Origin of the sequence: Rhizobium sp. WYCCWR 11128, from assembly GCF_013416305.1 — a bacterium.
GTDB lineage: Bacteria > Pseudomonadota > Alphaproteobacteria > Rhizobiales > Rhizobiaceae > Rhizobium > Rhizobium indicum.
Window position 1 is genome coordinate 33,231 of record NZ_JACCEZ010000018.1, and the last position, 17,989, is coordinate 51,219.

The 17,989-nt window shown below is 60.0% G+C and carries 14 protein-coding genes and 3 pseudogenes; 6 read left to right on the forward strand and 11 right to left on the reverse strand.

Features of this window, described 5'->3' with window-relative positions; translation table 11 throughout:
• Window position 1 precedes the first annotated feature (1 nt).
• The 5 genes from HX898_RS31675 to HX898_RS31695 are packed head-to-tail and all read left to right on the forward strand — an operon-like array spanning window position 2 to window position 4,804.
• Window positions 2–958: an ABC transporter permease gene (locus tag HX898_RS31675; protein ID WP_025398455.1), complete on the forward strand. Its 957-nt coding sequence runs from the start codon at window positions 2–4 to the stop codon at window positions 956–958.
• A complete protein-coding gene (locus HX898_RS31680; protein WP_130854284.1) occupies window positions 955–1,962 on the forward strand; it encodes an ABC transporter ATP-binding protein in 1,008 nt (335 codons plus the stop codon). Before HX898_RS31675 ends, HX898_RS31680 begins: the two co-directional genes overlap by 4 nt.
• Window positions 1,962–2,954: an oligopeptide/dipeptide ABC transporter ATP-binding protein gene (locus HX898_RS31685; protein ID WP_025398453.1), complete on the forward strand. Its 993-nt coding sequence runs from the start codon at window positions 1,962–1,964 to the stop codon at window positions 2,952–2,954. Before HX898_RS31680 ends, HX898_RS31685 begins: the two co-directional genes overlap by 1 nt.
• Window positions 2,951–4,015 (forward strand): four-carbon acid sugar kinase family protein, encoded by a 1,065-nt coding sequence (locus HX898_RS31690; protein WP_180196712.1) that lies wholly within the window; start codon window positions 2,951–2,953, stop codon window positions 4,013–4,015. Before HX898_RS31685 ends, HX898_RS31690 begins: the two co-directional genes overlap by 4 nt.
• Window positions 4,016–4,039: 24 nt before the next feature.
• The gene (locus tag HX898_RS31695; RefSeq protein WP_027687225.1) at window positions 4,040–4,804 is read left to right on the forward strand and encodes a FadR/GntR family transcriptional regulator; all 765 of its coding nucleotides are present in this window, start codon (window positions 4,040–4,042) and stop codon (window positions 4,802–4,804) included.
• A gap of 112 nt (window positions 4,805–4,916) precedes the next feature.
• On the opposite strand, the pseudogene HX898_RS31700 reads toward HX898_RS31695, so the two are convergent.
• From HX898_RS31700 to HX898_RS31710, 3 genes and pseudogenes are all read right to left on the reverse strand, one after another.
• Window positions 4,917–5,681: pseudogene (locus tag HX898_RS31700) on the reverse strand (protein-L-isoaspartate(D-aspartate) O-methyltransferase); the annotation flags it as partial.
• Window positions 5,682–6,230: 549 nt separating this feature from the next.
• Window positions 6,231–6,659: a DUF2721 domain-containing protein gene (locus HX898_RS31705; RefSeq protein ID WP_171599600.1), complete on the reverse strand. Its 429-nt coding sequence runs from the start codon at window positions 6,657–6,659 to the stop codon at window positions 6,231–6,233.
• Window positions 6,660–7,161: 502 nt separating this feature from the next.
• Window positions 7,162–8,385, reverse strand: a pseudogene (locus tag HX898_RS31710) (alpha/beta hydrolase).
• A gap of 422 nt (window positions 8,386–8,807) precedes the next feature.
• Here HX898_RS31710 and HX898_RS31715 point away from each other — a divergent pair.
• Complete coding sequence (locus tag HX898_RS31715) at window positions 8,808–9,593, forward strand: hypothetical protein (RefSeq protein ID WP_180196713.1); 786 nt, start codon at window positions 8,808–8,810, stop codon at window positions 9,591–9,593.
• Here HX898_RS31715 and HX898_RS31720 read toward each other — a convergent pair.
• The 8 genes and pseudogenes from HX898_RS31720 to HX898_RS31755 form a co-directional block, all read right to left on the reverse strand.
• The gene (locus HX898_RS31720; RefSeq protein WP_138390016.1) at window positions 9,590–10,690 is read right to left on the reverse strand and encodes a GTP-binding protein; all 1,101 of its coding nucleotides are present in this window, start codon (window positions 10,688–10,690) and stop codon (window positions 9,590–9,592) included. The genes HX898_RS31715 and HX898_RS31720 overlap by 4 nt on opposite strands.
• Window positions 10,690–12,168 carry a guanitoxin biosynthesis MBL fold metallo-hydrolase GntH gene (gene gntH, locus HX898_RS31725; protein WP_246698008.1) on the reverse strand — a complete coding sequence of 493 codons (1,479 nt, stop codon included), beginning with the start codon at window positions 12,166–12,168 and terminating at the stop codon, window positions 10,690–10,692. The genes HX898_RS31720 and gntH overlap by 1 nt, the downstream gene beginning before the upstream one ends.
• Before the next feature lie 177 nt (window positions 12,169–12,345).
• On the reverse strand, window positions 12,346–14,301 hold the full coding sequence (locus HX898_RS31730) for a DUF3604 domain-containing protein (protein ID WP_180196714.1): 1,956 nt from the start codon (window positions 14,299–14,301) through the stop codon (window positions 12,346–12,348).
• An 18-nt stretch (window positions 14,302–14,319) separates the two neighbouring features.
• Window positions 14,320–15,345 carry a HupE/UreJ family protein gene (locus HX898_RS31735; protein ID WP_180196715.1) on the reverse strand — a complete coding sequence of 342 codons (1,026 nt, stop codon included), beginning with the start codon at window positions 15,343–15,345 and terminating at the stop codon, window positions 14,320–14,322.
• Entirely contained in the window at window positions 15,342–16,244 is a 903-nt protein-coding gene (locus HX898_RS31740; protein ID WP_180196716.1) for a peptidylprolyl isomerase, read from the reverse strand. Before HX898_RS31740 ends, HX898_RS31735 begins: the two co-directional genes overlap by 4 nt.
• 97 nt (window positions 16,245–16,341) lie before the next feature.
• Window positions 16,342–16,554, reverse strand: coding sequence for a hypothetical protein (locus HX898_RS31745; RefSeq protein ID WP_138334234.1), 213 nt, complete (start codon window positions 16,552–16,554; stop codon window positions 16,342–16,344).
• Window positions 16,551–17,363: a DUF2092 domain-containing protein gene (locus tag HX898_RS31750; protein ID WP_138334232.1), complete on the reverse strand. Its 813-nt coding sequence runs from the start codon at window positions 17,361–17,363 to the stop codon at window positions 16,551–16,553. Before HX898_RS31750 ends, HX898_RS31745 begins: the two co-directional genes overlap by 4 nt.
• A gap of 222 nt (window positions 17,364–17,585) precedes the next feature.
• A pseudogene (locus HX898_RS31755) lies at window positions 17,586–17,924 on the reverse strand (hypothetical protein).
• Between the last annotated feature and the right edge of the window lie 65 nt (window positions 17,925–17,989).

Below are 17,989 nucleotides of genomic sequence, written 5' to 3' on the forward strand. Positions count from 1 at the left end.
CATGTCCGCCATCCCTCTTTCCACCGTCGAAACCGTCGAAGAGCCGGTCAGCCTGTGGCGCGACGCCTGGTATCGGCTGAAGCGCAACAGGCTCGCCATCTTCGGCCTCGTCATCGTCCTGATCCTTGCCTTCACGGCGATCTTCGGGCCGTACCTCACGCCCTATGATTATCTGAGCCAGGATCTCAACGCCCGCAACGTCCTGCCGTCGATGAGCCACCTCTTCGGAACCGACGATCTCGGCCGCGACGTCTTCAGCCGCGTGGTCTTCGGCACGCGCACCGCCTTCCTCGTCGCCGTCATCGTCACCGTCTTCGCCGTGCTGATCGGTCTCGTGCTCGGCGCCGTCGCCGGCTTCTTCGGCAATCCGTTCGATCGTGCCATCATGTGGCTGACCGACGTGACGATGTCGGTTCCCAACCTGCTGCTCGTCGTCGTCATCAACGCTTCGCTGAAATCGCCGATCAGCAAATGGATGGAGGCGCGTTACCTCGAGACCCTCAATCCCTTCTATCGCCAAACCATGTGGGTGGATTTCATTCTCGTCTTCGGGTCGATGGCGCTGATCTCCTGGCCGCCTTACGCCCGTCTCGTCCGCGCCCAGGTGCTGTCGATCCGCAGCCGGCCCTATATCACTGCGGCGCAGGCGCTCGGCCTGTCGAACTGGATCATCATCAAGCGTTATGTCATTCCGAATGCGCTGGGGCCTTTGATCGTCTCGGTCAGCGCCGGTCTCGGCACGGCGATGGTGCTGGAAAGTGCTTTCAGCTTCCTTGGCGTCGGGGTCAATCCGCCGACGCCGAGCTGGGGCAACATGATCTCGGACGGCCTGCGTGTCTGGCAGCATTATCCGCACCTTCTCGCCGCTCCGGCGGCCGTGCTCGGCCTTGCCTCGGTTGCCTTCAGCTTCCTTGGCGACGGTCTCAATGACGCGCTCAATCCGCGGGGCAGCAAATGATGGACACGAAAAGCACCGATCGCCTGCTCGATGTCAGGGGCCTCACCGTCGAAATCGATGGCCGCAACGGCCCCGCCATCGTCGTCGACGGCATCGATCTTCATGTCGACAGGGGCGAGACCCTTGGTGTGGTCGGTGAATCCGGCTGCGGCAAGAGCCTGACCATGCTGAGCCTGATGCGGCTGCTGCCGAACAAGATCAAGGTCACCAGGGGATCGGCCACATTCGACGGCCGCGACCTGCAGACGATGTCGAACAGGGAGCTGCGCAAGGTGCGCGGCGGCGATATCGGCTTCGTCTTCCAGGATCCGATGACCTCGCTCAATCCGGTCATGCGCGTCGGCGACCAGATATGCGAGCCGTTGATCTATCACCGGAAGATGCGCAAGGCCGAAGCTCGCGCCCGTGCTGTCGAACTCTTGCGTCTCGTCGGCATTCCCGGTCCGGAGGAACGCCTGCAGGCCTATCCGCACGAGCTTTCCGGCGGCATGCGCCAGCGCGTGATGATCGCGATCGGCCTTGCCTGCAATCCGAAGCTTTTGATTGCCGACGAGCCGACGACCGCGCTCGACGTCACCATCCAGGCCCAGATCGTCGATCTGGTGAAGGATCTCAGGACCAAGCTCGGCATGTCGGTCGTCTGGATCACCCATGATCTGGCGCTGATCGCCGGCCTCGTCGATCGCGTCGCCGTGCTTTATGCCGGCACGGTGGTCGAAGATGCGCCGGTCGACGAGCTCTATGCCCGCCCGAGCCATCCCTATACGCGCGGCCTGCTGTCTTCGATCCCGAAGCTCTCGGACCCGCCGGCAAGCCGGCTGAGCTCGATCGGCGGCACGCCGCCGGAGCCTGGCCGTCGGCCGAAGGGTTGCCCGTTTGCGCCGCGCTGCCCGCTTGCCGAAAACATCTGCCACGAGAAGGTGCCGCAACTCGAACCGTTGAGCGGCAGCGCCAATCACCGCGCCGCCTGTTTCGTCGTCCAGAGAATGCAGGAGGCCGCGTGATGGGTGCTCAACCGCTGCTCAAGATCGAAAACCTGGTCAAGCATTTCCACGTCAAGCTCGGCGCCTTCGGCGAACGCTCAGCAACCGTCTACGCACTCGACAATGTCAATCTCGACATCATGGAAGGCGAGACGCTGAGCCTGGTCGGCGAATCCGGCTGCGGCAAGTCGACGACCGGTTTCACTATCCTCAACCTCTACAAGGCGACCAGCGGCAAGGTCGTTTACAAGGGCCAGGATCTCGCGACGCTCGATGAAAAACAGATGCGGCCCTTCCGCCGCGACCTGCAGATCGTCTTCCAGGATCCGTATTCGACACTCAATCCGCGCATGACGGTGGGCGAGGCGATCGGCGAGCCGATCCTCTTCCACAAGCTCTGCACCAAGGCCGAACTGAAGGACAGGGTCGCGACGCTGCTCACCGATGTCGGCCTGCCCACGCGGTTTGCCCAGCGTTACCCGCATGAGCTTTCCGGCGGCCAGCGCCAGCGCGTCGTCATTGCCCGCGCGCTCGCCTGCCAGCCGAAATTCATTGTTTGCGACGAGGCGATTTCGGCGCTGGACGTGTCGATCCAGGCACAGATCATCAACTTGCTGCTCGATCTGCAGGAAAAATACGGGCTGACCTATCTGTTCATCGCCCATGATCTCGCGGTCGTGCGCCATATCAGCACCCGCGTCGGCGTCATGTATCTCGGGCGGCTCGCCGAACTTGCCACCCGCGAGGAACTCTTCGACAATCCGCTGCATCCCTATACCAGGGCACTGCTATCTGCCGTTCCGGAGACCGATCCGGAGCATGAGCGCACCCGCCAGCGCCAGATTCTTCAGGGTGACGTGCCGAGCCCGCTGAACCCGCCGACCGGCTGCCGCTTTCACACGCGCTGCCCGATTGCCATGGATGTCTGCAGCAAGGTCATCCCCGCGTGGCAGGAAGCAAAACCCGGCCATCTCGTCGCCTGCCATGCCGTCAACACTGGACAGACTGCATGACGCTGAAGGCCGCCATCATCGCCGATGATCTGACCGGTGCGCTCGATACCGGCACGCCCTTCGTCGAAGCGGGCCTTTCGGTTGCGGTCGCCGTCGACGTCGGGGCCGCGCAGGATGCGATCGCCACCGGCTGTGATGTCGTCGTCATCAACACGGCTTCGCGTGCGCTTGGCGAACCGGAAGCTGCCGAGAGGGTTCGCTTGGCGACCGCGGCACTTCGCGGCGTGAAGCCCGCAGTCGTGATGAAGAAGATCGACTCCCGGCTGAAGGGCAATGTAGCAGTGGAAAGCCTGGCGCTGGCAGATGCGCTCGGCCTGGAGACTATCCTCGTGGCGCCCGCTGTTCCCGATCAGGAGCGCGTGACCTATCGAGGCTGTGTCGTTGGCCGCGGCGTCGACAAACCGCTGCCGATCGCCGATCTGTTCGAGAGCCGCGTAGGCAGCGTCACCATTGCCGATGCGGAGAATGACAGTGATCTCGACCAGATCGTTGCCGATCAGGACTGGCAGTTGGCACTTGCGGTTGGCGCACGGGGTCTGGGTGCAGCACTTGCCCGCCAGCTCGGCGAGACGGGGCGGCAATCGGTGCCGGAGTTTGCGGCGACCCGGCGTACCTTGTTCGCCTTTGGCTCGCGCGACCCGATTACCGCTACCCAGATGGACCGGCTCGAAGCCTCGGGCGTTCTGCGCATGGTGATGGATGCGCCGAGCGGAGAAATTGAAGGCGGGGAGGGCATGGCGCTGCCGGCGCTGCTGCGTTGCACCGGCGATATGACAGCCGATGCAGCATTGGTCGCCCGCCGTTTTGCGGCAGGCGTCAGATCGGTCATCGACGATACCAGGCCTGACATGCTGATGGTCGGCGGCGGCGATACGGCGCTTGCCGTTTTCCAGGCGCTCGGGGTCAGAGTGCTGGCGCCGCAGGGCGAAATCGAGGCCGGCGTGCCGTGGTTCGATGTCACGGCAGCCGATGGACGGCATTTTCGGTGCGCCGTGAAGTCGGGGGGCTTCGGCAAGCCCGATAGTTTGTTAAGACTGGTTCTTTGGAATCGGGCGGCATAGTAAGATACCGCCGGGGAGAATGACGTGGCTGAAGTGAATGGCGAATCTTTGAACGCGGAAGCCGGCCCGCCGGGCAAGCCCGAACGCGGCAAGGCCGTCAAGCTGGTTGATCGCGTCTTCGACCAGTTGCTCGAGCGTATCCGCGGCGGAAACTATCCGCCGGATTCACGTCTTCCCGGCGAGCACGAGCTTGCCTCGATGCTGGGTGTGTCGCGGCCGATCGTCCGCGATGCGCTGGCGCGCCTGCGCGATCAGGGCATGGTCTATGCCCGGCAGGGCGCCGGCACCTTCGTCAGCGCGCATGGGTCGCCGACGACGCAGCTTGCCTATTCGCCGGTCAAGACGATCGCCGACATTCAGCGCTGCTACGAATTCCGCCTGACGATCGAGCCGGCGGCCGCCTATTTCGCCGCCAAGCGCCGCAATGAATCTGCCATTCAGAAGATCGCCAGCGCGCTTGCGGATCTGCGCGAGGCGACCAGCCACCAGCTTCACCGCACCGACGCTGATTTTCTCTTCCACCGCGCGGTGACGGAGGCTGCCAACAATCATTATTACACGGCCTCGATCGATGCGCTGAAGGCCCATATCGCCGTCGGCATGCATCTCCACGGCCTCTCTTTGCTCGGCCCCCGCCAAGGGCTGGAACAGGTCTATGAAGAGCATAACGCCATCTACAAAGCGATCGCTGATGGCCGGCCGGACGATGCGCAAAGACTGATGAAGGCGCATCTCGAAGGCTCTCGGGACCGTCTGTTCGAGGGCAGGGTGCTCGACCTATCCTTCTGACGCGCATTCCCAGGCGGCTATCAACTCAAAAATGGCAGCGAGTTCATGCCCTCGAGGTGTCTCCTTCGTCGTCAATTGTCAGCCGGATTTCTGCTTCTTGATGATGCTGATGCGGCAGCGCGGGCAATTTGTCTATCTTTCCCATGCCCCCTCCCTGTGCGTCTTGTGGAGAACTTGGCTTGGACGCATTAGTTCCCGGCAATGAGGGGGCCGTCGCCGTATACATCGGATGGGTAGCAGTCCAGGCGTCTTCGCCGATCAAGGGAACGAAGCGCACCCCGCCGAGATCTTCTTCCTCGAACGCGGTGGCGCTGGTGCGCGTGAGGCGTTTCAGGCGCTGCCCTTCACCGCGGCCGACCGGGATGATGAGCCGCCCTCCGAGGTTCAGCTGTACTTTCAAGGCGGTTGGCACCTCGGGTGCGCCCGCGGAAACGATAATGGCATCGAACGGGGCGGCTTTCGCCCAGCCCTTGCTGCCATCGCCGACGCGAACGTCAATGTTGCGGTATCCCAGCTTCTCGAACCGTTCCCTGGCCTGAAGCGCCAGCTTTTCATGGCGCTCGATGGAGTAGACATGCCTTGCTATCCGGCTGATGAGGGCCGAAGCATAGCCGGAGCCCGTTCCGACCTCGAGCACTTTGTCACCGGCATTCAGACTGGCCTTTTCGAGCATCAGAGCCACGATGAACGGCTGCGAAATTGTCTGGCCCTCGCCGATCGACAGCGGCGCATCCTCGTAGGCGAATTCCTCGGAGCCTGGAGGAACGAATTTTTCGCGCGGCACCGTGCGCATCGCTTCGATGACGCTTTGATCGTGAATGCCACGACGCGTAACGTGGTGCTCCACCATGCGATCTCGGATGCGCGTCATATCCATGGATCAGCTCCATTGTCGCCGATTGCATTTGGGGGCAAACTTCTGGGCGGTGCAAAATGTAAAACAAATGGGCGACCGGGGAGTTCCTACGAGGAGCAGGTTTTCGGCAAGCATCGAGACCACCGGGCTAAGGCCGTGTGGTGTGGAAGTTGGAATGTCCGCTTTCTGGGCAAAGTAGAAAGCCACTTTGAGCTCCCACAGGCATGACGACCAGCCCCGATCTGAGCGGCTGGTCCGTGTTGCAAGATCAGATCGGGTCGGGTCGGGTGAAGGGCATCTCTCGGCTATTGCTTTGAGCTTATGAACCCAGACCGTCATTCCGCTGCATCAAGCCTAGAAAGCGCCCGCCGACGCCGGGCTATCACCGCCGGATCGTTCATGAAGTCCTCCGACATCACGGCCCCCGAGCACGCGGCACACAGCCGTTCTTCTCGCCAATGCTCCCGACCTGCCCATGCCTTCGAATGCCCAGCGAGGAAGGCCCGAAAGATTCAGGGTCGATCCGATCCATCAAATGGCGGGACGGCCTCGCGCGAGATCGAGCGCGGTTCACTCGAAATAGTCAAACTCGTGTAAATCCATGATGACGTCCTGCGCAAACCGGATCATGGCTCCGCAAAGGAGCATCGTCGCCGTGATGAAAAGAATTCCGGCTCCATACGAATACTGAAGAGCGAAAAATCCAGTAACGAAAACTGTTCCGAGCAGCAGACCTGCGCATAAGCCGCTACCCAGCGATAGTAGGATACCGCTTTTAAGTAGCCTCGCTCTTGTCTTGAGACGCGGAATGTCATCTCTCATATGCGCTTTGTCCGAGTCTTGCGGGATTGCATTTAGAAGTCTGGCTCGGGCAACCACTGTACTCATTCTCGCTGTCAGCAGGGAGATAAAGGCCGCAACCGCTCCAAGGAAGAAAGCGGGAGCTGCGGCTCGCGAAAACATCTCCGTCATTGCGGCGACCGTCGGTACGAAGCTCATGGTTTCCCCTATCGCGCCACAAAGTCTTGCGGTTCGACATAACCTGCCACGCCGGCAACAATATGGGTACGGAAAGCATGAATGCATATGGAGCGAAAACCAACACGCTAGAGGCTCGGGCCCGTGGCCGCCAACTGCATTTACATGGCCCTGCGACATCGTCGTTCACTATCTCAGCAACCTCAAGCCGTCGTATCTCAACCAAACTCTACGAGCCGCTGGTCGAAACAGAATCGCAGGCGTGATAACTCGAACGCGAGCAACGTTGTCGAGGGAAGCCCATCGTGCCGGACAAAGTCGCGACGATCACGGCGAACGCCGGGAGCCCATCGATGGGGTGTGCGGCGTGAGCGCGGAACGAGGTGGCGAACGCAGCGTACGAGAGGCGTCGCCCATCTAGGGGCCATTGTTGTCATTGCTGGCCGGTCAACGCTTAGAAGGCAAGATCGCACCTGTGGATCGCAAGCGAGATCGGGGGCCCTTGCACCTTCTCGGCCTGCCATCAGTTCGTGCAATTCACGGAGGTAACTGTTTTGCAGACGGCCTTGGATTTTGTGCCCGGCACACGCTTCGGTCCCAGCGCTTCGATCTGGCTCGAAAAGTTGTCGCGAGTATCGGCGTCGACGGCTGCCACCGGAGCGGCGAGTAGCAGTCCTGCGGCGTTACCTGCCGCAGCGGCCGTGCCTGTGGTTGCGGCGAGAATTTTGTCGCCCGGTCCGACATGGCTGTCTGTCAACGTCTGGCCGTCGGAGATGCGCGAGCCGATCAGCTGAACGATCTCCGGAGACGCCGCGAACTTGCCGTGGTTGAGCCTGTCCCCAGCCTTTATCTTGGTGAGATCGATAACGGTGATATTGCTGTCTGCCAGTTCCTGCTTGTAGGGTTCGGTTTCCGGGTCGATCGAACCGAGGCGCGCGACATCGCCCCAAACGCGGCGCGAGACTGCCAATGCCTTGTCGTCCCGTGAGACGAACAACGTGAACTGCGGGTGCGGGTCGCCCATGTCGACGATCTGGGAGCGGAAGACGTCGACGTCGACATCGGGAGCCGCCAGCATCACGTTCTTGAACTTGGCGGGGAGACCATCGTTGCGGATGGCCATCTGCCGAAGCGCCTCCAGCGTCAGCCAGTTGCCCATCGAGTGCGCGAGAATGGAGACCTCCTTTACCTCGCGGTCGTTCGCGAGATATTGGAACATCGTCTCGAGCGCGTTACGGGTGTAGTTGGTGCTTTCGCGGTCATACCCGTATGCGAGCAGGCTGCCGCGCGAGGGCTAGGTGATGAGGATAGGCGCGCTCTTAACGCGGGTGTCGTTGACGATCTGGGCGAACCGATAGACGGAGTCCTCGAACTTCGTATTGAAACCGTGGATAAACACGAGCACGCTGCCATCTGGACTTTTGCGGACGGAAGCACTCAGCCAGCTCTTGGCGGCAGCGACGCTGAGCTCGTCCGCCTTGAGCGTCGCGAAGTCGGTTGCCGGATTGGACGGAAGCTTCTTCGGCCAGGACACTTCGCCAACTTTGCGCTTCCCATCGGGCGGTATCGAAACGGTGATCCCCGCGAAGGTCGGTTTGCGTGCCCGCTCGCCCGTGAACATCTGGCCGGGGACGGTGGAGCGGGCGCGGGTCGTGGCGATGAGCATGTCGACCCTGTTCGAGTGCGGAACCGTGTCGGCTACCGGGGTCAGCACATCCTTCGGATGCCCTCCGCAGGAGGACGCCATGGCGAGAAAGCCGCAGAGCAGAACGCGCCGAAGCCAGGCGTAGGATGGACGCTCTGTGTGGATGGTGCCAAGGTCATGGTTCGTCAAATCATATTTCCCCTGCTTCGCTCTGGAAGCGGGCCGCAGCCATCGCTCATTGCTTGCCGCGAGCCTGCGCTCTGAACATCGATCAGGGGAGTAGGTTACCGTAACCTACATGCCCGGACGCCCGTATTGCTAGCTTTCTGCTCTAACGCATCGGGGGACCTGGGCAGTCCAGGCTCCCGCAGGTTTCACATGGTGGGGTGGCGGTCGCCGCTATGAAGCCCAACGATTTTAGAGGGGTTTTACCTGAACATACATGCATTTCTACGCGACATAGCTAATTTAGCAGTCGGTCACGCGTTACCATCGGCGAATCGGGAGATCAAAATGGAGTGCATATGCAGATAATTGGCAAATTCAGATACCTGGTACTACCGCTGGCGCTTGCAATCGCCACACCTGTCGCAGCCGCCGATACGTCGGGCGCTTACGGCGCTCCGCCGATCGACAGCGGCTGGAAGTACCAGGTGGCGTTGGATGGGTGGTTCACAGCCTTGGACGGAAGCATCGGCGTTCGGGGTTTACCCGCGTCCGATGTGAACTTGTCCGCCCTCGACGCCATCGAGCACCTCGAGGGCGCGTTTGCGGGGTCTTTTAAGGCGACTGGTGATAGCTGGCTCCTCTATTCCGATTTCATGTGGTCGAAGATTTCCGCGGATGCGGATGTCGGGCCCTTCGGCGGCAACGTCGGGTTCGAGCAGGAGCAAATCCTGTTCACCGCGCTGGTCGGCTACGAGCTACCGTTGAATGTCCAGAACCTGGAGCTCTATGCCACCGGCGGCCTGCGCTCCCAGTACTACAAGGTCGACATCTCCATTGACCCCGTCTTTTTTCCGGGAATCGACCGCACCGGATCGCAAAGCTGGGTCGATCCCGTGGTTGGCTTGGCATTGCATTATGACATAAACGACCGGTGGTTCGTCGACGCGATGGCCGATGTCGGCGGCTTCGGCATCGCTTCGGACATCACGCTGCAGGGAACGGCAACGGTGGGCTACAACTGGACAGAGACGATCTCGTCGTCCTTAGGCTACCGGGCACTTTATACCGACTACAGTGACGACGGCTTCCGGTACAACGCCACGCAGCATGGCCTGTTTACCCAGTTGTCATTCCACTTCTAGGACAGAGCAACCATACGCCCCAAGGTCGCGGAATGCTCGTGCAGCTGCGCCGGCTCTGCATGGCATCGACCGAAGACCTGGCGCAATGCCACAGCATCCACCCCATCATGCGCTCCAATGGCGACGATGCGCGTCCGTGGTTCCTCGCCGTTCCATTTATCTCCAACTGCAATATATACTCGCTTGCCGACAACTTGAAGGATGACCCGGCGGCCTGGTTCTTCGGCGACATGAATAATGCCTTTGCATCGGTAGACGCTGGCCGGGAGTTTGCGCGCCGCTTCGCGTAGGGCCTCGAGCGAGAGCGGCTCTGACACTTCGTATTTCCAGGTGCTGAAGCCCTGCGCGTGGTTATGCCTGTGATAGTGAAGGCGATGCCCGCAATTGTGATCTCGACAGTCAGAAGAATGACCAGAATCCTTGACCGGCGGACTGGCGTCGAGCTGCGAAGGATCAAACCGACCGACTGACAGCAGGACTTCCAGCGGCACGTTTCCGTGGGACGCCTGCACAAGTCGATAACGGTGGAATCGGTCGTCGAGCCATGCCTTGATCCGTTCAATCTCCTTCGGCGCGACAAGATCGACCTTGTTGAGAATGAGCATGTCCGCGAAAGCAACCTGGCGAAGCTTCAGCTCCATCAGTTCGGGTGCCAAGAAAATCTGCTCCGCGTCGACGATGCACATGATGCTGTCCAACCGGATGCGATCTCGCATGTCCTCGTCCATGAAGGTGAGTGCGATGCCGGATGGGTCGGCCACCCCGCTCGCCTCGAGCAGTATGTATTCGGGCCGCTCGGGGCGCGTCATCACCTGCATCACCGCGGCCACCAGATCGTCGCGGATGTTGCAGCAGACGCAGCCATTGGCGAGATTGATCACATCCCCCTCGCTTTCGACCCCTACGACGAGTTCGGCATCGATGTTGATGGAACCGAAGTCGTTGATCAGCACCGCGACCCGAAGCCCGTGGTCACCCGTAAGAATTCGGTTCAAAAGCGTGGTCTTGCCCGCGCCGAGAAATCCGGTCAGAACGGTCAAGGGCACGGCTGCCGTCACGTGGGACGCGGACAATAACAACTGCTGATCGCCAGCCATTACTTCGTGCCTTCGATAGCGTCGATGATCGCTTGGAGTCTGGCACTTTTCTCCGAAAGCTTGACCTGGGCTCGTTTCGCCTTCATCAGCGCGATTTCGCGGACATCGAGCGTGAAGTCCTTGGGATAGGCCTTGTTTGGCGCCCGATAGACGTCCGGCGGATAGTACTTCTTCGGATCGATGTCACCGCCCAGAATATCCGCCTCGATGAGGTCAGCGACATCAGATCGGGGATTTGGAAACGCCACGTTGAGATTGGCGGGGCTGAGGTCGAATAGATCGACCGCTTCAGCGGGGGACGGGCGCGCCATGTTGCCAGCTTCCGGGATCGCCGCCTTGCGCGACCAGATCGCATCCTTGGTGACGTTGACAACAACGACGTCGGGCGCGCCGAACTGAAACAGCCCGGCGTAGTGGGCGCGAATCCCTGCCGTGATCTCCGGGATCAGTTCTTCATCATAAGCCGTGTGCGTGACCATCGCCAGGCGTGGCTGGACCTTGTCGAACATGTAACCGGCGGCATAATGCGGAGTGTGTGCCTGGTCGATCGTCGTTGACATGATCACCGCGGGCATGCCCATTTTCATGGACTGGAGGTTGGCGATGTCCGGCTGCACTTCGGTCACGAAGACGTCCACTCCCTTGGAGAACTCAATCGAGCGTTCGTCGGGACGCCCGTCGCCAGTCCACACGAACGAGAGACCATTCCAATCGAGCCTGTAACCAGAAGCTCCGTCCTTGGAGTGCGACCGTCGCCAGTGGCGGATGGTCACGCCATCCTGATCGTAGCAGATGCCATTGTCATCACGGAAGTCGAACTCGTTGACTTCGATCTCGTAGCCGTCGCCGATCGGGCAAGCGTTGAAGGAGTCGGTGTGCCAATGGGTCATCACCTGCAGGGCCTCGATCATCGCCTTGGTGCCGTCCTTGGGCATGCGGCCGGATGGCCCGTGCACGCGCAGCGGCTTCCAGCGCCCGACCCACGGTGCGAAGGCATAGAGATATGGCAGGTCTGCGTAGTGATCCACATGCAGGTGAGTGAAGAAGATGTCATTGACCACCGACAGCGGGACACCCATCGCGATAATGTTGCGAACGCAGCCCGAACCGAAATCGAAGAAGAAGCGCTTGCCGTTTCCCAGCTCGACCATGATGCAGGTGCCGGCCTGCGCGCGGGTCACTGGCATGGGTGTGCTGCCGATGAAGGAGACCCGCATTTCGTCGAGACCGATCTCCTCCTGTCCGGGAAAGTAGATGTTGTTGCTCTTCAGGTAGGGCGTGGGCCGGTAGTAGGGCGGAAGCGTGATGCCCCCACTCGGCACTCCACCGTAAGGGTTCTTTGAGGCTGCCGCTTCCTCCTGCGTCTGCGCCGACGCCACTTTGGTCGTCGACAGAGCGGCAGCTCCGGCCAGGCCTGCTGTCTTAAGGGCGTCGCGGCGGCTGATGCGTCGCTGACCAGGTTCGTTTTCGGCTGTCATGGTTTTTCTCCTCGATTGGCTAGGCAAGGCCGAGGGTTGCATGGAGCGCTTCAAATGTGGACGTTGTCCACCAACGGCGGCGAGCTGCGCGGGCCTCAGCGCTCGAAACAAAACCCGAAACGCGGAACGACATCTGCTCCCCGCTTCAACTTGGCTGTAAGCGGAAAGCTTCCTGGCTTATGGGTTGTACCAAATCGGCGAGGTGTAAGCCCGCTCCTGCATCTTCATCGCTGCTTCCGCTGGCATATCTCTGCCAAAATATTTGGCATCATAGGCTGTCCATCGCGGCGTTGGAATCTCGATGACGCGGCCATAGTAGAAAGCTCGTTGGGCTACATCGAATTCCGGGTCCTTCCACACCGAGATTAACTCGGGCGCCCCCACCGTATTGCTCCAGGTTGCGCTAGCGATGTCCACAGTATCGCCAACCGGTGGCAGTTTGTCGTCACCGCTTGGCTTGCGATCTCCCGACCAAGCCACGTCATACACTTTTTCATGGACCTCACCCGCCGCATCGAGCCAGCCCTTGACGATCTGGTATCGATCGAGATTGGCCCCGATTGGATCCTTCAGCGCCGCGACGAGGAAGGTCGGCACCTTTCCGGCTGGCGCCGGACCAATGTCGCCCCCCATCGGCACCCCCTTGGTGTAACCGGAGATCGCAGGACTGCGCGAATTGGCGTCACTTGCTTCGAAATCGAAGCCACCGAAGAAGCGGACCAGCATCCGGGGACCAGTGGTGGCGTAGGTCTCGCGACGTTGCATCGCATCGAAAAGCGCCTCGCGCGTGTTTTCGGTCGCCCACACACCAGCGTAGCCGGAAGCCGTCTGCTCCCATCCCATGATGACGCGATCGCCTTGCTTCATGAAGGGGTGCGAAGCCCGCTCCGCGCGTGGCTCACTGCTGGATGTCTTGCCGAAGAAATTGTCCTCCTCGACCGCCGCAAGTCCGGTATGGGCATCGGTCGATCCCACCAGTCCGAATTTATAGGGGTTGACGCCGAGTTTCTCCTCTAGCTTGAGGCCGTTCTTGAAGGCCGAGCGCGCATATTCGTATTCGAGCATGTCGGACGTCTTTGCGACAGTCAGGTCGAGATTGCCCTTGTCCCAGCGTTCGAAATTGGCGAACTCATCATTAGGCGACAGGAAGGGATGGGTCTCGCCGTCGCCCTTGATCTGCGTCACCTCATAAAGTCGCTCCCACTTGTTGCGGATTTCCGCGTACTCGCGGTCGATCGGAGAATTTGTCCCCGGCTCGATCATCGGAAACATTCGCCCGTTCGACAGATTGCCATTATGTGCAATCGCAAGAACGCTGCCGCCGGTCTTGTCCTCATAGCCGGCCATCCACTTCCACAGATCGCGAGGATTGTCGCTTCCGGGCGGCAGCGTAGTGTATGGAACGACCTGACTTGCCCTATCGCCATTGTCGCGGAAAATTATGTTGCGGTGTAGATTGTTGCCCCCTGTATTCGAGGTCCACTCGTAGCCGATGAAGGCCGTGAACCGGCCGGGCTCATTTGCCTCCTCGGCCGCCTTGATCGTTGCTTGCCAGGCCCCGCGATAGGCAGTTGAATCAGGGGAGTAGAGGATTGGTCCTTTGAACTTGCCGGCACCGAATGCAGTAATGATATCGACGGCCGCCGCCGCGCCCTGGCCAGATTGCATCATATCGTACCATTTGCGACCCAGCGGATCCGCCAGAAGCTCGGGCTTTCCCGCCAATAGGTCAGGGAAGAAACCCATATTGTCGGAATGATCCGCCACGACGAGGAAATCGAGCGGCCGCGACAGCTTCGCAAGTTGGCCGGAAGAGGCCATGATTTCCTCCCCCTTGGCGAAACGATAAGCGTCGGCGGGTCCAAGCCGCGCGCCGAACGCGCCAGCGTCCATCGAAAAGGATGTATGCAGATGAGTGTCGCCGAAGAAGGGACGCGAGGGGAAGTTGCGTCCTGCCCAAGGCGAATAAGGCCGCTTGGCGGGATAAAGCTTCGCGGCCGTGTCGGCGTCGAACGTTCCGACGTCAGTTGCGACGCTGTCCTTTGCCCAGCCTGGGTAACAGAGGAAGGCCGTAAAGAGTCCCGCAAATGCGGCTCCACAAAGAAGACCTGTTCTGGCTTGGACCGCTTTCATCGACTTCCTCCTCTAGGATCAAAATTGTGAGAACATCGCATCCAGCCGCTGGACGCTCCAGAACGCTGCTATGATGCCGATCGCATATGCCGAGCCGATGATCGCCCGTCGCGGGATCGCGACGATACGCCTCACAGAATAGCCCGCAGTCAGTACCACAGCGATGAAGGCAAGCTGCCCGAGCTCCACGCCGACATTAAAGGCAAGCAGCGCCAAGGGGATATCGTTTCGCGGCAGGCCAAGCTCAATCAAGGCGCCCGCAAAGCCAAATCCGTGCAGAAGACCAAACGCGAAGGCAACTAGCCACGGGCTGGTGATGGCCAAGCTGAGCTGGCCGCGTTCCATACGAACGACCTCGGCGGCGACCAAGACGATGCTGATCGTGATCATGGTCTCCACGGGAGCCGATGGAAGGGTAACCCATCCGAGTGTAGCGGAGGTCAGGGTGATGGAATGTGCGGCTGTGAACGCGGTGACCGCTTTCACCAGCTTGCGCCAGTCGCGCACGATCAGCATCAGCGCCGCAACGAAGAGCAGGTGGTCGAAGCCGAAGGCGATGTGCTCGATGCCGTGGCGCACATAGACAGCAAAAACCGTCCAACGGCTTTGGGCGGCAGGGATGGCGGTGGAGGGTTCATTGGGCGTTAACCGCGCTGTCCATGTATTGCCGTTGGCAAGCACGACATGCACAAGGGCATCGGTCATGCTGTTCTGCAGCCCGTCGATTAAGACGTTCTGGCCAGAAAGCGGCTCGACGGTGCGCATGTGCCATGTTTGCACCATTGCATCGCCAGTCTGCCGGGAAACAACAGGCGTGAGGCCCTCGACCTTGCCCGAAAACAGGGCAGACAAGGCGAGCCGCGCATCGCCTTGCATCGGTGTCTTGAAAAGTACGCTGAACTCGCCTGGCATCTTTTCCTCAACGCTCAGGTAAGCCGGTCTAACTTCGTGGGAATAGGCCGAAGCAACAGTCAAAAGTGCGATCACCAAGGCAGAAACGCACCGGTAAATCTGGATTGATAACGCTGTGCCGAGCCATTTCATTTTGCTGCCACGCTCGGTGCGCTTTGCGGTTTCAGCAATTCTTTCGTACTCTCATCGTACTGCACGCCATATTTGTTGCGCAGATCGGCGAGGTAGGCACGGTTGATGTCTTCTTGCCTGCTATTCCGCCATTGCGCCATTACGGCGTCCCTGACGGTGTCGAAGGGTCTGGGCTCGGTCGGTGTGCGTTCCGTCACCATGACGATGTGCAGGCCGTATCCGGACTTGATCGGTCCTTTCCACTCTCCTGGCTCCAGCGCGAACACCGCATCGGCAAAATCATCTCCGAACATTGCGGAAACGGCGGAATTCTCTAACCGCTGGAAGTCGTCTCCGAGTAGCAACCTATCGCCCGCAAAAGAACCGCCGTTTTCATTTGATTGAATCTCGACGATCAAAGCAGCGGCATCCGCTGCTGGATCCTTATGCTGCTCAGGATTGAGGTAGATTTGTTTGAAGGAGACGGTGCCAGGCCGGGCGAAGCTCTCAGCATGGCTGGCGTAAAACTGCAGCAACTCTTCGTCTGTGGGTTCGGTCAACTGGGCGGTGTCGTCGATCAGGAACTTTAGCTTCTGCGCCAGACGCCGGCGGATGATTGTATCATTTTCCCCGAGGCCCATTGCCTCCGCCTCCCGCGCCAGAAGTTGTTCGCCGACGAGATCGTTCACCAGACCGCCCAACTCCTCGATGGTGGGGTCGCGAAGCCATTGGCTCGACCATGTCTGTTTCAGCCACCGCACATCGCCTTCGCCGATGTGTATGGGTACCGCTCGGTCAGACTTTGGTAAGGCGGGGTCCAGCCAGTGATAGCCGCCGAACAATGCTGCGCCGACGAGAGTGAAATGCAGCAGCGGCTCCCTCCAGAGTGTGCGACGATTGTGAGGACCTGTCTGAGCCATGTCGACAAACGCTCGTGTTAGGGAGAAGACCAGAATATCTGGCAGGCAGTTGCAGTGTTCGCGTGCGGCAGCACTTTGCCGCCCGCAACTCCACAGCCTAGCAGTAGTACACGCCGGCGGCGCAGCGGCGCACAGTGCGCCGGGCAACGCCTGCGACGCTGACGGGCGTCAGAGGTCGCCCAACCCTGGCTTCGGCGGTTCCGACAAAGCCCTGCAGGTGTGGGATCGGAAGCTCCGATCCCGCCTCGATCACAAACAGACCTATCGTTCCGGTCAGCACAACGATCTTCAGTTTCCTTAAAGCGTTCATTTTGCACCTCCCACGGCAAAGACATCTGGAAGTTCATCGGTGTTTACAAGTTTTTTCGGGTCATCGACCTTTTTGGCCTCGGTGGAGTTTTTAAAACTATAATCCTTCGCGACGACGCTCGACCCGGTCCTCCAATCGCTGATCTGGACGCTGTATTGGGGACCTTGGTCTACTTGGGTTGAAGTGATGACATATCTGCAGGGATAGGGATTTTCGCCTTGGGCGATCCAGATCTGCCAGTCGACCTCCTTGGTCCGAAACGCGAGATGGTCGCATTCCGTGCCGCCGATCACACCACTGCCGAGGTCCTTTACGTCGATGACGTCACGCATTAGCTCCTCGTAAACATTGGTCAGGAGAAGATCGGCGCCAGGGACGGGCTTTTGGTACTTGTCTCTCAACTCGTCGATCAGATGGTCGATTGTACCGGGCACCTCAAACTGGGCGTAGAGGTTGTCATCCTTGGCAAGTAGCGTCAGGGTTTTCCCGTCGAAACTCATCTCGACATTGGCGAAACCTCCAAACCGGGTCGCGCGGAATTTGTCAGGTCGGCCCATTTCAACTTTGCCAGAGCTTGCAAGGAGCAGCTTCTGATGATCTCCGGTAACGACCTCAAAATTGGTATCGTAGGCAAATGATATGGCCTTTTGTCCCGCGATGTAGTCGGACATCGCCTTTAGCATGGTCTTTGCCTCAGCCTCGTCTGCCAACGCCCGTGAAGATGCGCCTGATACGACGATCACGGACAGCGCCACCGTTGAAAGTGCGATCGCTGTGCGCCAGACTGGAATTAGCCTTATGGTTCTCATCGAAGTGTCCTCCATTTTGAAGTTGACGCAGATGTCGACTTGATCCGAATGGGGCCCTTGAGACTTGTCTACGCAGGATCGTTCCTGATCAGGACGACTGCATACTTAGAAGAAAACACCATACAGGCTTGCGCGCCTGAATGCCCGTAGCATCGGGTATGTTACAGTATCCTAGCACCATCCGTTTCAGGCGCTGCCCTTCACCGCCGCCGACTGGGATGATCAGCCGCCCTCCGAGGTGCAGCTGTTCTTTCAAGGCGGTTGGCACCTCGGGTGTGCCCGCAGAAACGATAATGGCATCGAACGGAGCGGCTTTCGCCCAGCCCTTGCTGCCATCGCCGACGCGAACGTCGATGTTGCGGTATCCCAGCTTTCATAGCCGGAGCCCGTTCCGACCTCGAGCACTTTGTGACCGGCATTCAGACTGGCCTTTTCGAGCATCAGAGCCACGATGAACGGCTGCGAGATTGTCTGGCCCTCGCCGATCGACAGCGGTGCATCCTCATAGGCGAATTCCTCGGAGCCTGGAGGAACGAATTTTTCGCGCGGTACCATGCGCATCGCCTTGATGTTGATCGTGAATGCCACGACGCATCACGTGGTGCTCCACCATGCGATCTCGGATG

Bases quoted from the DNA above. Each gene is read 5' to 3' on its own strand.
- HX898_RS31735 (WP_180196715.1), bottom strand. From the start codon at position 15,345: ATGAAATGGCTCGGCACAGCGTTATCAATCCAGATTTACCGGTGCGTT.
- HX898_RS31690 (WP_180196712.1), top strand. From the start codon at position 2,951: ATGACGCTGAAGGCCGCCATCATCGCCGATGATCTGACCGGTGCGCTC.
- HX898_RS31720 (WP_138390016.1), bottom strand. From the start codon at position 10,690: ATGGCTGGCGATCAGCAGTTGTTATTGTCCGCGTCCCACGTGACGGCA.
- HX898_RS31715 (WP_180196713.1), top strand. From the start codon at position 8,808: ATGCAGATAATTGGCAAATTCAGATACCTGGTACTACCGCTGGCGCTT.
- HX898_RS31680 (WP_130854284.1), top strand. From the start codon at position 955: ATGATGGACACGAAAAGCACCGATCGCCTGCTCGATGTCAGGGGCCTC.
- HX898_RS31730 (WP_180196714.1), bottom strand. From the start codon at position 14,301: ATGAAAGCGGTCCAAGCCAGAACAGGTCTTCTTTGTGGAGCCGCATTT.
- HX898_RS31705 (WP_171599600.1), bottom strand. From the start codon at position 6,659: ATGAGCTTCGTACCGACGGTCGCCGCAATGACGGAGATGTTTTCGCGA.
- HX898_RS31745 (WP_138334234.1), bottom strand. From the start codon at position 16,554: ATGAACGCTTTAAGGAAACTGAAGATCGTTGTGCTGACCGGAACGATA.
- HX898_RS31685 (WP_025398453.1), top strand. From the start codon at position 1,962: ATGGGTGCTCAACCGCTGCTCAAGATCGAAAACCTGGTCAAGCATTTC.
- HX898_RS31675 (WP_025398455.1), top strand. From the start codon at position 2: ATGTCCGCCATCCCTCTTTCCACCGTCGAAACCGTCGAAGAGCCGGTC.
- HX898_RS31750 (WP_138334232.1), bottom strand. From the start codon at position 17,363: ATGAGAACCATAAGGCTAATTCCAGTCTGGCGCACAGCGATCGCACTT.
- gntH (WP_246698008.1), bottom strand. From the start codon at position 12,168: ATGACAGCCGAAAACGAACCTGGTCAGCGACGCATCAGCCGCCGCGAC.
- HX898_RS31740 (WP_180196716.1), bottom strand. From the start codon at position 16,244: ATGGCTCAGACAGGTCCTCACAATCGTCGCACACTCTGGAGGGAGCCG.